9 protein-coding genes are annotated in these 13516 nt (G+C 55.4%); 5 read left to right on the top strand and 4 right to left on the bottom strand.

The features are described 5' to 3' along the window. On the bottom strand, nucleotides 1-2215 hold a 2215-nt coding region (locus CPJ18_RS14285), incomplete at its 3' end, for a DEAD/DEAH box helicase family protein (RefSeq protein ID WP_103659065.1). 270 nt (nucleotides 2216-2485) lie between these two features. On the opposite strand from CPJ18_RS14285, the gene CPJ18_RS14280 reads away from it, so the two are divergent. After that, nucleotides 2486-2953 carry a PRC-barrel domain-containing protein gene (locus CPJ18_RS14280; protein ID WP_103659150.1) on the top strand — a complete coding sequence of 156 codons (468 nt, stop codon included), beginning with the start codon at nucleotides 2486-2488 and terminating at the stop codon, nucleotides 2951-2953. 214 nt (nucleotides 2954-3167) lie between these two features. On the opposite strand, the gene parC is transcribed toward CPJ18_RS14280, so the two are convergent. After that, the gene (parC, locus tag CPJ18_RS14275; protein ID WP_103659064.1) at nucleotides 3168-5447 is read right to left on the bottom strand and encodes a DNA topoisomerase IV subunit A; all 2280 of its coding nucleotides are present in this window, start codon (nucleotides 5445-5447) and stop codon (nucleotides 3168-3170) included. A gap of 227 nt (nucleotides 5448-5674) precedes the next feature. Between parC and CPJ18_RS14270 the strand changes: the two genes are divergently transcribed. After that, nucleotides 5675-6865, top strand: a complete 1191-nt coding sequence (locus CPJ18_RS14270) for a hypothetical protein (protein ID WP_103587698.1) — start codon at nucleotides 5675-5677, stop codon at nucleotides 6863-6865. 57 nt (nucleotides 6866-6922) lie between these two features. Here the strand turns inward: CPJ18_RS14270 and CPJ18_RS14265 are convergent, their stop codons facing one another. Together CPJ18_RS14265 and aspS are read right to left on the bottom strand one after the other, a co-directional pair. Next, nucleotides 6923-7399, bottom strand: a complete 477-nt coding sequence (locus tag CPJ18_RS14265) for an FUSC family protein (RefSeq protein WP_103659063.1) — start codon at nucleotides 7397-7399, stop codon at nucleotides 6923-6925. Nucleotides 7400-7404: 5 nt separating this feature from the next. Beyond that, a complete protein-coding gene (gene aspS, locus CPJ18_RS14260) occupies nucleotides 7405-9195 on the bottom strand; it encodes an aspartate--tRNA ligase (protein ID WP_077122766.1) in 1791 nt (596 codons plus the stop codon). Nucleotides 9196-9496: 301 nt separating this feature from the next. Between aspS and rnd the strand changes: the two genes are divergently transcribed. The 3 genes from rnd (at nucleotide 9497) to CPJ18_RS14245 (ending at nucleotide 13361) form a co-directional block, all read left to right on the top strand. After that, nucleotides 9497-10663, top strand: coding sequence for a ribonuclease D (rnd, locus tag CPJ18_RS14255; protein ID WP_103659062.1), 1167 nt, complete (start codon nucleotides 9497-9499; stop codon nucleotides 10661-10663). Nucleotides 10664-10865: 202 nt separating this feature from the next. Next, nucleotides 10866-11891, top strand: a complete 1026-nt coding sequence (locus tag CPJ18_RS14250) for an adenylate/guanylate cyclase domain-containing protein (protein WP_077106525.1) — start codon at nucleotides 10866-10868, stop codon at nucleotides 11889-11891. A 108-nt stretch (nucleotides 11892-11999) separates the two neighbouring features. After that, the gene (locus CPJ18_RS14245; protein WP_103659061.1) at nucleotides 12000-13361 is read left to right on the top strand and encodes an esterase-like activity of phytase family protein; all 1362 of its coding nucleotides are present in this window, start codon (nucleotides 12000-12002) and stop codon (nucleotides 13359-13361) included. The last annotated feature ends 155 nt before the right edge of the window (nucleotides 13362-13516 follow it).

The following is a 13516-nucleotide window of genomic DNA, read 5'->3' as shown; positions in this document are numbered from 1 at the left end:
ATGCTCTCATTTTATCCGTCTTTAACTCGAACGGAATAACTGACTTTGAGTGATGATCTATCCAAACATTGTCAGGGCCGGTACCATCATCGGTACAAGGCCTCCGCGAGTCAAACCCCATCGCTGCTCCGATCTCCCGAACGGCCTCCTCTGCTGGTCGGTGCTCAGCAGAAGGATCAAAAGCCGGAGCGACGCGATCTTGAAGCTTTGAAATTGCTTTAATTAGCTGCGGCTTATCGAGCAGCAAGAACTGCCTCAGCCCTTCTTCTATTACGGTTTTTTCTTTTTCCAGTTCTAATTGTGACATCCTGCTCCGTCTTGGCAAAGGAATTCTTCCCCCAAGCTTTCGCCGCGCCTCATCAAACCAATCATGAGCGGAAGCAATGTCCCCGTTATGAAGATGCGCTATGCCCAGCCAAATGGAGTACCAACCCAATTGCCTTGGGTTAATTTGCGACAGAGGCGAGAAATCGACGTTAAACTCCTCGATTGCACCCTCAATGTCACCTTGCCACAGCTTCACAATAAATCGACTTTCACGCTTAGCAAAGTCATCTTCAATGTGAAATTCTTTTGATTGCTCCGCGATCTTTGCATCATCGAGTGCTTTGGGCCTCATATGTGCGCCGTAGTGATCTAGCCAATCTTCTTCTCGGTTGACAATCTGATCAACAATTTGATCCAATGTTTTGCCGTCGCAATCAGCTATTTGCTCATTCAACGCCTCAGAGAAATTTATCTGTTCTTGCAATATGCGAGGAAGACCAGCCTTGTTTCTCTCATTCCTAATCCAATTTTCTACTTTTTTATCTCTGATGAAATATATCCCAAAGTCATTTTTGCCGCGGTTTATCCTGCCAAACAACTGAGTTAATCTATTGTTGATTGTCGAGAAATACGAACGATCGAGCCTTAAAGACTCAAACAGGTACTTCTCTATCTGAGAAGTACCTACTGGGAGCCCCTCAACTGAAAGCACGTTACACTGCTCATCTGGCAAATCGATTCCGTCGTAGCGACCTACTAATACGAACGCACCAGAGCTCGCATTTCTAAAACGATCAAGAGCTTCACTAAAATCGACGTCCGGCCTATTAGTGCCTAGTGCAACGTGCACTTTAGCTGCAACTCGATCACTAGGAACTGAAATCAAGACTTTATGCCTCTGAATCAGAGAACGCAGATAATCATTGTCAGCAACGGTAGATTTCAGATCGCTTCCGAAAAGAAAAGTTCGCTCACCTTTACCTGAGTCAACTTCAGGCTCGATCAAGATAGGCGATCTTCCAAATGCTCTAACAATATCCGCCTTCGAACGCACCGTGGCGGACAAATATACTTTTGGAGCGGAGTTATCCTCTAATATTCTAGTAAATAACGACGGCACGAACGGAGGTGAAATTTCAATTTTATCTTTACTAATAGTAATACAACAAAAACCAATTTTTCCTTTCATATAATCAAAAGGTAAGTAGTAATCTGGATCATTGTTATCCATGTGCTTAACAAGCACGTCCTGAATTTTTTCTGCCGCATCAATCACTTCCGTTGGAGGGCACAAGATTACGGCCCCTGCAGAATGCTCCCCTAACGCCTGATCGAAGTTGCTTGCAATGTTAAGCTTTTCAAATCCTGGGCGGAGGCAACTCGCTAATGATGCAAATAATTCCGGACGCTTGCTCTTAGAAACAGCCAACGTAAATGCATCCCGCATCAAATGTTCGCCGACATGAGCATCATCGAAAACGATTGCACCCGGAGAACTCGCTCCCCTGAATTTAGATCGCGTGTTTATCGCGCTTTGATACGTGGTAATGCAAAAAGTCTTCCCTCTCGCGAAATTTTCATCAGAAAACTTTCCCGCGTAGTAAGTGGTCGCCTTAATCCCAGCTTTCGCGGCCTCCTTATACGTCTGTTTGATCAAATCAATCGTAGGGCACAGATAAAGCACATTCTGAACGCCCTGATTGATGTAGCTCTGAGCAATTAGAACACCAACTAAGGTTTTCCCTGCACCTGTATACATTGAGATGAGTGAGTGCCGGTCTTTAACTTTCCACCATTCGTCCAAAGCTGTAGCTTGGCTTTGCCACATTTCCTTCATGGTGCCTTTTGATGAAGGACGCTGAGCAAATATGTCTTTAGGATGCTTAGGCCTCTCTCCCGCTTCTGGTTTTTTGAGATTCTTGAAGCTAAACTTTTTTTCGTCGTCCATCTAAGACCATCCACTACTTACTGTTTCGATCCCTGATTCAACATGTAAAAATCAATCAGAGTTAGAAACCAACAGATATCAGTGCAATTATTTATTTCAACCGCTCGGGCGTGATTTTACCATCGTCCGTTTTATTTTTATATTCGCATACCCTAAATCGCTTGGATGTAAGACTATCGATCTCCGCCAGATCAAAATTAGGAACCAAACCCACCTCAACCCGTTCTTCCCCCGGACACCGTGTCCGATACTGAAAAGGGAAGAAACATTATGAAAAACAAGGTTTTCGCACTGGCTGCTGCTGCGGTTCTGACATCTTCTGTCGCGTTTGCGCAGACAGCGACCACTGCTCCTGCCGCGGCACCGGCTGCTGGTGCTGATGCGACGCTTACGGGTCCTGGGATTACCATGGGCACCAAGGCAAATGGCCCTTTGAAGTTCGTCAACGTGCAGAAGACCGACCTCACGGCTTCGCAGCTGGATGGTCTTGATATCTACAACGCAAAGAACGAGAACATCGGTGAGATCGAAGACGTCGTGATCGGCGATGGCAAGTCTGTTATCGGTCTGGTTGCCAGCGTCGGTGGCTTCCTCGGTATCGATAAGAGCTACGTGGTTCTCGACCCTGCCTCTGTTGCCATTAACAACGACAATGGAACGTGGAAGGCCTACGTCGACACAACCAAGGAAGCGCTCGAAGCTGCTCCGAAGTTGGACTACGATAAGCTGGATGACTAATTACGTCAGATAGGCGGTCATATTCCGCCAGTCTTCAAGCCCACCGACAGTTGGTTCAATCCAATCGTCGGTGGGCTTTTTGTTTGTGCGCTTGGATTGTCTGCTTCATCGCTGTGGCGATGAAGATTATTTGCCACATGGGAATTGTAGTGGCGTGGTTGGATCCTCGGCACGCAGCAGAGGATGACGTCGGTAGAGAGAGGGGCCCCTGCCCTTAGCCGCCGAACTTGCCGCTACGCGGAAAACCCTTCGGCACGGTGCGGCCTGCGGTAGCGCGGTCGGCCATCCATTCCAGCAGCTCGTCGCCTACCTTGGAGAAGGAGCGGCCGGCGCTGTCTTCCCATGTCAGGCCGGCTGCCAGCGCAAAGCACTTCACGTCCGAGATGCCGCCGTCCTTGTAGCGTTGCAGGCGCACGCCCTTGCCGCGTGACATTTCCGGCACTTGCGATAGCGGGAATGTCAGCATCTTGCGGTTTTCGCCAACGACGGCGACGTGATCGCCCGTCACAGGCACGACCAGCTTCATTTCATCTGGCATGGCGACGTTCATGATCTGCTTGCCCTTGCGGGTATTGGCCACCATTTCCGTTTCCGCAACCACGAAGCCGTTTCCGCCGGTGGAGACGAGCAGCAGTTTGCGCGATGGGTCATGGACGAAGGCGGTCAGAATGTCCTGATCGTTCTCCATATCCACCATGATGCGCACCGGCTCTCCATGGCCGCGCCCGCCCGGCAGCTTGTCCGCGCCCAGCGTGTAGGCCTTGCCGCCTGTCGTCACCAGCAGCAGCTTGTCCGTGGTCTGGGCTGGGAATGTCAGTTTCGGACCATCGCCTTCCTTGAAGGTCAGCGCCGATGTGTCGGTCATGTGGCCCTTTAGCGCCCTGATCCAGCCCTTCTGGGAGATGACGATCGTCACAGGTTCCTTCTCGATCATCGACTGCTGGATGGCATCCATATCGGCGGTCGGTGCCATGGCGAACAGGGTGCGACGTGCGCCGAGTTTCGTGACCTTGGCGTATTTCTTTTTGACCTCTTCGATTTCCCAGGCAACCGTCTTCCACTGCTTGTCCGGCGATGCCAGCAGCGACTCGATCTCGGCCTTTTCGCTGCTCAAGCCTTCGAATTCCGTGCGGATTTCGAATTCTTCCAGCTTGCGTAAAGAGCGCAGGCGCATGTTGAGAATGGCTTCGGCCTGGACATCGGTGAGGTTGAAGCGGGCAACCATCACCGGCTTCGGCTCATCTTCCTCGCGGATGATGGCAATGATCTCATCGATATTGAGATAGGCGATGAGGAAGCCGCCGAGAATTTCCAGGCGGCGATCGATGGCGGCCAGACGGAAGCGCGACCGGCGCAACAGCACGTCGCGGCGGTGGTCCAGCCACTCTTTCAGCACCTCGTTCAGCGCCATGACCTTGGGCACACGGCCCATGGACAGGACGTTCATGTTGAGCGGAATGCGGTTTTCCAGATCGGACAGGCGGAACAGCGATTCCATCAGCAGCGTGGCGTCGACGGTGCGGTTCTTCGGCACCAGCACCACGCGCACATCTTCTGCGGATTCGTCGCGCACGTCCTCCAGCAGCGGCAGGCGACGCGCCAGCAAAAGCTCGGCAATCTTTTCGATCAGCCGTGATTTCTGAACCTGATAGGGAATTTCGGTGATGACGATCTGGTAACCGCCGCGGCCGAGGTCCTCGATTTCCCACTTCGCCCGCACGCGGAAACCACCGCGCCCGGTCTTGTAGGCGTCCAGCATGCTATCACGGCTCTCGATGATGATGCCGCCCGTGGGCAGATCCGGGCCTTCGATGCCGCCCTTTTCCGGGTGTGCCGGATCGAACATCAGGTCCTCGACGCTCGCCTCCGGGTTCTTGATCAGCCGAAGTGCCGCATCGCACAGCTCATGCGCGTTGTGCGGCGGAATGGAGGTTGCCATGCCCACGGCAATGCCGGACGAGCCGTTGGCGAGAAGGTTGGGGAACGCGCCGGGCATGACGACCGGCTCTTCGTCTTCCTCGTTATAGGTCGGGCGGAAATCGACCGCGTCCTGCTCGATACCCTCAAGCAGCAGCGCCGCGACATCGGTCATGCGCGCTTCGGTGTAACGATAGGCGGCAGCGCCATCGCCATCGATGTTGCCGAAGTTCCCCTGCCCGTCCACGATTGGGTAACGCTGGGAGAAATCCTGCGCCAGACGCACCAGCGCATCATAGACCGACTGGTCGCCATGCGGGTGGAACTTACCGATGACGTCACCGACGATACGGGCGCACTTCTTGAACGCGGAATTGGGGCGAATGCCCATCTCGCTCATGGCGTGGATGATGCGGCGATGGACCGGCTTCAGGCCATCACGAACATCCGGCAGCGCACGGTGCATGATGGTCGATAGCGCATAGGCCAGATAGCGCTCTTCGAGCGCCGCCTTCAAATCGATCGGTACAATATTGTCGTCGTCTCCGCCGGACGGAGGAACAATGTTTTTTGCCATGGCGCTTGACTAGCGGAAACGTCGATTCCCGGCAAGGAATCAACGCTTTTCCTCTGTGGATGAAGCCGGTGATACGTATATTTTTCGTTAATCTTGTTTTTATGCCGCAATTCGGCCATTCGTTGCAAAGTACGAATGCAGTAGACCAAGGCTATGCCTCGGATATAAATGCGTGATTCCAGATTATCGGTCGACCGTTTTCCATACATTATGAGGGAAGAGATAGGATGAAACTTCAAACCACCCGGCATTTTCTGTTTGCCAGCGCCGCAGCCGTCGCCTTCGCGTCACCGGCTTTCGCCCTTGATGGTGCTGATGTGCTCAAGAAGATCAATGCCGCCTATCACATTCAGGGCGCAGAAATCGCTGCGAAGTCGATCGCCGTCAATGGCTCCAACGTGACCCTCAGTGGTGTTACCTTCACGGCGAGTGCGGCCAAGGAACAGACGTTCCCGCTCGGCAACGTCACGCTTGAGGGCGTGGAAGAAGACAATGGTGGCTACACCATCGAAAAGATGAGCTTCGATAATGTGAAATACGCACAGGAGAACGTCGCTGTCGATGTCTCCGATATCTACATGTCCGGCGTCGTCGTGCCCGCAGACGCAACGACGGGCAAAGTCGACTCGATGCTGCTCTATGATGAGGCCCACAGCGGCCCGGTTTCCGTCAAGATCGATGGCAAGCAGGCCTTCGCGCTTGAGGAAACAACCACCACGCTGACCAAGAGCGAAGATGACAGCACGATCAGCTTCGACCTGAACGCCACCGGCTTCAAAGCCGACCTCAGCGATGTGACCGATCCGAAGAGCAAGGAAGCCATCGACAAGCTGAAGGTCAAGACGCTGAGCGGCGAGATGACCATGAGCGGCTCATGGGAAATCGCACCGGGCACGATGACCATCGATGAATATGCCATTGACCTGAAGGATGTCGGCCGCCTCAACATGGCCTTCAGCTTCTCCGGTTACACGCTGAACTTCATTCAGTCGATGCAGGAAGCCGTCAAGGCGCAGGCCGCCAATCCCAACAAGGAACAGGCAGACCAGGCAGCAGGCCTTGCCATGCTCGGCCTCATGCAGCAACTGAGCTTCGTCAGCGCCGAAGTCAGCTTCCAGGACGCCAGCATCACCAAGCGCGCCATCGATTACGCCGCTGGCGAACAGGGCATGACCGGCGAGCAGCTGTCTCAAACCATCAAGGGCATGGTTCCTTTGATGATGGCGCAGCTGAATGTTCCGGAACTGCAGAATGCAGTCTCTGCTGCCGTGAACGCCTATATCGACGACCCGAAGAACTTCACGATCTCAGCCGAACCAGCAAAGCCCGTGCCGTTCCCGATGATCATGGGTGCAGCCATGGGTGCGCCGAACACCATTCCCCAGGTTCTGGGTGTGACGGTTAAGGCGAACGAATAGTCGTCCAACATCATGATAAAGCCCCGGCGCAGCGATGCTCCGGGGCTTTTTTTGTTTTCAGGCATCCGGTTTTTTACGGAAGAACACGAAGGCGATGGAGATGCCGGTGGCTACGCCCACCAGAACGTCCAGCAATCTGACGAAACCGGCGCTCTGCGGCCCCAGCAAAAGTACGAGCATGGCGGAGGCACCGGCCTGTATTGCCACCATGGGTGCCTTGTTGAGGGATGCGGCGATGATCATGGCAATGAAGATCGCTACGGCCATTCGCACCTCTCCCATTTCGTAGGGAAACATCAAAGCGACTTCACCGACGATCAGGCCCGTCGTCACGCCAATGAGCAGATTGATGCCCTGCGTGAAATGGTTGGGAATGTTGGGCGCAAGGCATATGAGCGCGGTGATTGCAGCAAAGATCGGCTGCGGATGGCCCAGCAGATGGCGGGCAACCCAAAAAGAAAAGGCGGCAGCCAAAGCCGCCGCCAAGACATGGGTGAAGGCTGCACGGGCGCGGTCAAGCAGCCCTTGCAGCATCAGGATCAATCCTTCTTCGGCGTCGGCACGACGCGCAGAGCCAGTTCGCGAAGCTGCGTTGGCGAAGCCGGTGCCGGTGCGTTCATCAGAAGGTCCTGTGCCTGCTGGTTCATTGGGAACAGCGTGATTTCGCGCAGGTTCTTCGTGCCGGTCAGCAACATCACGACGCGGTCCACGCCGGCTGCCATGCCGCCATGCGGAGGCGCGCCGTACTGGAAGGCGCGGTAGAGGCCGCCGAAGCGGTCTTCCACGTCCTGCTGGCTCAGACCAACCTTTTCGAACGCCTTGACCATCAGTTCAGGCGACTGGTTACGAATGGAACCGGAGGCGATTTCATAGCCGTTGCAGACCATGTCGTACTGGTACGCCTTGATGGTCAGCGGATCCTGATTTTCCAGCGCATCCATTCCGCCCTGCGGCATGGAGAACGGGTTGTGGGCGAAGTCGATCTTCTTTTCTTCTTCGTTATATTCGAAGAACGGGAAGTCAACGATCCAGCACAGCTCGAAACGATCGCGGTCGACGAGGTTCAGTTCTTCGCCTGCGCGTGTGCGGGCTTCGCCTGCAAACTTGTAGAACTTGGCAGGATCACCGGCCACGAAGAAGGACGCATCGCCTGCCTCCAGACCAAGCTGAACGCGCAGCGCTTCGGTGCGCTCTTCGCCAATGTTCTTGGCAAGCGGACCGGAACCGACGACCTTGCCATCCTCTTCCTTCCAGAAGATATAACCGAGGCCGGGCTGACCCTGTCCCTGCGCCCATGCGTTCATGCGGTCGCAGAATGCGCGTGAGCCACCGGTCTTGGCCGGGATTGCCCAGACTTCGACCTTCGGGTTGGACGCGATCATGTTCGCGAAGACCTTGAAGCCGGAACCGGCGAAATGATCTGTCACGGCCTGCATCTCGATCGGGTTGCGCAAGTCCGGCTTGTCGGAACCATAGGTGCGGATCGAATCGTCATAGGCGATGCGGCGGAAGTTCTGGGTCACAGGCTTGCCTTCGGCAAACTGCTCGAACACACCGCGAATGACGGGTTCCATGGTTTCCCAGACGTCTTCCTGCGTCACGAAGCTCATTTCGAGGTCGAGCTGGTAGAATTCGCCGGGCAGACGGTCTGCGCGCGGGTCTTCATCGCGGAAGCATGGTGCGATCTGGAAGTAACGGTCGAAACCGGCCACCATCAGAAGCTGCTTGTACTGCTGCGGTGCCTGCGGCAGCGCGAAGAACTTGCCTTCGTGGATACGGCTTGGCACGAGAAAGTCGCGCGCGCCTTCTGGCGAGGATGCCGTCAGGATGGGCGTGGAATATTCGGCAAAACCGATATCGCCCATGCGGCGACGCATGTCGGAAATGATCTGCGTACGCTTGACGATGTTCTTGTGCAGCGTGTCGCGGCGAAGGTCGAGGAAACGGTACTTCAGGCGCACGTCTTCGGGATAATCCGGCTCGCCGAAGACCGGCAGCGGCAGTTCCTTGGAAGCGGCCAGCACTTCGATTTCCTGGGCGTAAAGCTCGATTTCGCCGGTTGCCATGGTCTTGTTGACCGTGTCTTCCGAACGGGCCTTGACGAGACCATCGATGCGGATGACCCATTCGCCACGCACGACTTCAGCGGACTTGAACGCCGGGCTATCCGGGTCTGCCACAACTTGCGTGATGCCGTAATGGTCTCGAAGGTCGATGAAGAGAACGCCGCCATGATCTCGCACACGGTGAACCCAGCCAGAAAGGCGAACGGTTTCGCCGACATGCGACTTGCGGAGAGCGGCACAGGTGTGGCTGCGGTAACGATGCATTTTATGATCCTGAAGATGCAGCGGCAAATGGTCTGCCGCTCTTTCGAAAATTGGCCGGAAAAGCGCATGACTGACCCGATTTGTCAAGGTAAAGCGCATATTTCCCGCCTCTCTTTGCACCCCCGTTACCGAGAGCGCAATCACCTTTCTGGATGACAAGGCGGGCGAATTTCGAGTTTGAGGCCACATAAGGTGCGGGAAAGACCATACAAAGAACCAAGAAACGCCTTGCTCATATTGACATGCGCCGACCAAAGGGAAAGTAAGACGGATCGATTTCCGTGACTGGCTGAATGACGCAATGATTGAGACGACAACAGCACTCGCCGATGCCTGCAAGGAACTGGCGAAATCCGATTTCATTACTATTGATACGGAATTTCTTCGCGAGACGACTTTCTGGCCGGAACTCTGTCTCGTGCAGATGGCAAGTCCGACGCTGGAAGTGCTGGTCGATCCGCTGGCGAAGAATATCGATCTGACGCCGCTGTTCGAACTGATGGCGGATGCAAGCGTCATCAAGGTGTTCCATGCAGCGCGCCAGGACATCGAAATCATCCATCATCTCGGCGGCCTTATTCCGCACCCTATCTTCGATACGCAGGTCGCTGCCATGGTATGCGGCTTCGGCGACTCGATTTCCTACGATCAGCTCGTACAGAAAATCAAGAACGTCCAGATCGACAAGTCCTCACGCTTTACCGACTGGAGCCGACGCCCGCTGACGGAAAAGCAGCTGGATTATGCGCTGGCCGACGTGACGCATCTGCGCGACGTCTATCTGGCGCTGAAAGCGCAGCTGGAACGTGAAGGCCGCTCATCATGGCTGAAGGAAGAGATGGACATTCTCGAATCGGTCGACACCTATGATATGCACCCTGATGATGCCTGGTTGCGGTTGAAATCGCGCCTTCGCAAGCCGACCGAACTCGCCATTCTAAAATTCATCGCCGCATGGCGTGAGCGTGAGGCACGGTCGCGCAACGTACCGCGGTCGCGTGTTCTGAAGGACGACGCGATTTTCGAGATTGCCCAACAGCAGCCGAAGGATACCGAAGCCCTGTCGCGACTGCGCACCATCCCCAAGGGCTGGGAGCGCTCGGGCTCCGGCACCGCCATCATCGAGACCGTCAATGCGGCGCTGGCACTGCCCAAAGGCGAGATGCCGACCGCACCGCGCCAGAGCCATTCACCGGAAGGTTCGGGTGCTGCCGTCGAACTTCTGAAGGTTCTTTTGAAACTGACGGCGGACAAGCATGGCGTGGCTGCGAAGGTCATCGCCAACAGTGAAGATCTCGACCGTATCGCCTCAGATGGCGAGAGCGCTGCAGTCCCTGCCCTTTCCGGCTGGCGGCGGGATCTTTTCGGAGAGCCCGCATTGAAGCTGATCCGCGGCGAAGTCGCTTTGCGTTTCGCGGGCAAGAAAGTGGAAGCGCTGGAACTTCCGCAGGTCGAAGTTCAAGACTAACGGCTTCAAGCCATAACCACTGGATGCGTCTGTTCACACCGATGCAAGTCGGTCACATCTGGCATCCATCGGTCTTACATTACCGAAACATCACTGTTTGGGCGGTCGTTTCCACAATATGGTCGCAACCGGCGGGAATCAGATGTCTGTCTCTAATCATGGATGGCAGCGTCGGCCCGACCCGTTTGCAAAAAGAGCCCGGATGAGAAAAATTCTCGCAATGCTGGATTACGTTATGCTGTTTCTGGCGGTTGCCGGCAGCGGTGTGGCCTATGCATTTCTGGAATATGGCGGCGGGGCGCTGATTGGCGCAACCTACGCCCTTTTCGCCTGCGCACCCATCCTTGCCTTTGAGCGCGGTTACATCCTGCCGGGGCTTTCACGTCGCATCAGCATGTTGCCGACACCCGCCTATATCGTCGTTGGACTGGTCATTTACGCCATCCTCGTTTTCTGTGGCTTCGGCTTTGGCGGAACGATTTTGTGGGCGACAGGCGTTTTGCCCATGGGTTGGCGCAGAGCCGTCCACGCCGAAATGCAGACGCTTGTCTTCACGCTGGGCGTCTGTGCCGTCATCGTCTTCATCATGCGGGTACGCGAATTGCTGGGCCGCGATATCTTCATCGATCTCATCATCGGCCGTTATCGCCGCCCGGTCAGCGAAGAGCGTGTCTTTCTGTTCATCGATCTCGTGGGGTCGACATCCTTTGCCGAAACCAATGGTGATTTGAGAGCGCAGGAATATCTGGGCGAGCTGTTCTCCACCTATGCCGCTCCCGTCAGACGTCATGGCGGCGTGATCGATGACTACATTGGCGACGCCGCCATCATCACCTGGCCATACCATGTGGCGATCCGCCGGGCCGCCTGTATCAATTGCGTGTTCGATATTCTCGCCACCATCGAAACCAGCCGGGACGCATGGCTTTCCCGTTTCGGCACCGTGCCGAAGCTGCGTTTCGCCATTCATGGTGGGCCGGTCATCACGGCCGAAATCGGCGTGGATCATCACAAGATCACCTATTTCGGCGATACGGTGAACACCACAGCGCGCCTTGAGTCACTCAGCAAGATGCTGGGTTATCCAGTTCTCATCTCGTCCGATCTCGCCCACCAACTGCTGCTGCCGAAGGGCGTGCGAAGCGAGTATCTGGGCGAACACGCCGTCAAGGGACGCGGACAGACGCTTGGCGTCTGCGCACTCAGCAAGCATCCCATCGCGGCCTGATGGCGTCTACTCTATAAGCGTCATCAAATCTTCAAAGCGGCATTATCTCTCTGTCATAAAGCATGCCTATCGGTGCCTGCATCTATACGCAAACCGACAGGTACCTTCATGAAAAAGACCCTCCTCGCCTCCGCCGCAATCCTCGTCATCGGCACCGTTTCTGCCTTCGCCGCGGAGAAGGAGTTTCCAGCAAAGCTCGTGTCTCAGGCCGTGCTTCCCGCGAACACGATCATCAAGGCACCGGACGATGCGCCGGAATACCTCAAGACGTCTGCCAAGTTCACCACGCCTGACCGCAAGCGCGCTGAAGGTCTGGGCACCGTGCCCGGTAAGGATGGCGTGCGCACGACCGGACTTTCCATGCCTTTCGACGGCCAGGCCATGCAGGGCTTTTCCGGCATCAAGACAATGGAAGACCGCACGTTCTGGAGCCTCTCCGACAATGGTTTCGGCTCTAAGTCCAATTCCAGCGATTCGATGCTGATGCTGCACCACATCTCGTTCGATTGGGATGCCGGCAAGGTCAACGCTCTGGAAACCGTATTCCTGTCCGACCCGGACAAGAAGGCACCCTTCCCCATCGTCATGGAAGGTTCTGACAAGCGTTATCTCACTGGTGCCGACTTTGACGTCGAATCCATCCAGCCGGTGGCCGATGGTTTCTGGGTCGGCGAAGAATTTGGCCCCTACATTCTGAAATTCACCCGTCACGGCAAGCTGACGGATGTTGTTTCCACCAAGGCTGGCGACATCGACGTAAAGTCTCCCGACCATCCAACACTTAGCCTGCCCGGCAACCCGACGCAGAAGATGCCAGCCTTCAACCTGAAGCGCTCCGGCGGCTATGAAGGCCTGGCGATGTCCAAGGATGGCTCCAAGCTTTACGGCCTTCTGGAAGGTCCGCTCTATAATGCCGAAGGTCAGGTTGAAAAGACCGAAGATGGCGCCACAGGCTTGCGCATCATCGAACTTGATGTCGCCTCCAAGGCATGGACCGGCCGCACCTGGCTTTATCCGCTGGCAGAAGGTGGCGAAGCCATCGGTGATTTCAATATGCTGGACGAGACGACCGCTCTCGTTATCGAACGCGACAACGGTGCTGGCATGGCCGACAAGGCGTGCGCTGATCCGAAAAAGCCGGAAGCGAACTGCTTTGCCGTGCCTGCCAAATTGAAGCGTATCTACAAGATCGAGATGAACGATGCCAATGTCGGCAAGGCTGCCCGCAAGATCGGCTATATCGACCTGATGAAGATTGCTGACCCAGACAATAAGGCACATCAGGGCAGCGCAAATGGCACCTACACGATGCCGTTCGTCACCATCGAAAATGTCGACCGCGTCGATGCCACACACATCATCGTCGGCAACGACAACAACCTGCCCTTCTCGGCAGGCCGCGCGCTGGATAAGGCCGATGACAACGAGTTCGTTCTGCTTGAAGTGAAAGACCTGCTGGACGCGAAGTAAGTCGCATCATGGGTGGAGCCTGCAACGAATGTTGTGGGCTCCATCCCAAATTCCCTCATTCCTGTGCTTGTCACATGAATCCAGGCACCCGATGTCTATCGGGTTGTAAAAGCCTTTTCAGCCCAAAGACTTGGGCTGGCTAGATTTCTGTGACA

This window comes from Agrobacterium rosae (assembly GCF_002915175.1).
Classification (GTDB): domain Bacteria; phylum Pseudomonadota; class Alphaproteobacteria; order Rhizobiales; family Rhizobiaceae; genus Agrobacterium; species Agrobacterium rosae.
The sequence above is the reverse complement of the archived record's forward strand: the minus strand, read 5'-3'. Positions and strand labels throughout refer to the sequence as shown.

Bases quoted from the DNA above. Each gene is read 5' to 3' on its own strand.
- aspS (WP_077122766.1), bottom strand. From the start codon at position 9,195: ATGCATCGTTACCGCAGCCACACCTGTGCCGCTCTCCGCAAGTCGCAT.
- CPJ18_RS14250 (WP_077106525.1), top strand. From the start codon at position 10,866: ATGAGAAAAATTCTCGCAATGCTGGATTACGTTATGCTGTTTCTGGCG.
- CPJ18_RS14270 (WP_103587698.1), top strand. From the start codon at position 5,675: ATGAAACTTCAAACCACCCGGCATTTTCTGTTTGCCAGCGCCGCAGCC.
- CPJ18_RS14265 (WP_103659063.1), bottom strand. From the start codon at position 7,399: ATGCTGCAAGGGCTGCTTGACCGCGCCCGTGCAGCCTTCACCCATGTC.
- rnd (WP_103659062.1), top strand. From the start codon at position 9,497: ATGATTGAGACGACAACAGCACTCGCCGATGCCTGCAAGGAACTGGCG.
- CPJ18_RS14280 (WP_103659150.1), top strand. From the start codon at position 2,486: ATGAAAAACAAGGTTTTCGCACTGGCTGCTGCTGCGGTTCTGACATCT.
- parC (WP_103659064.1), bottom strand. From the start codon at position 5,447: ATGGCAAAAAACATTGTTCCTCCGTCCGGCGGAGACGACGACAATATT.
- CPJ18_RS14245 (WP_103659061.1), top strand. From the start codon at position 12,000: ATGAAAAAGACCCTCCTCGCCTCCGCCGCAATCCTCGTCATCGGCACC.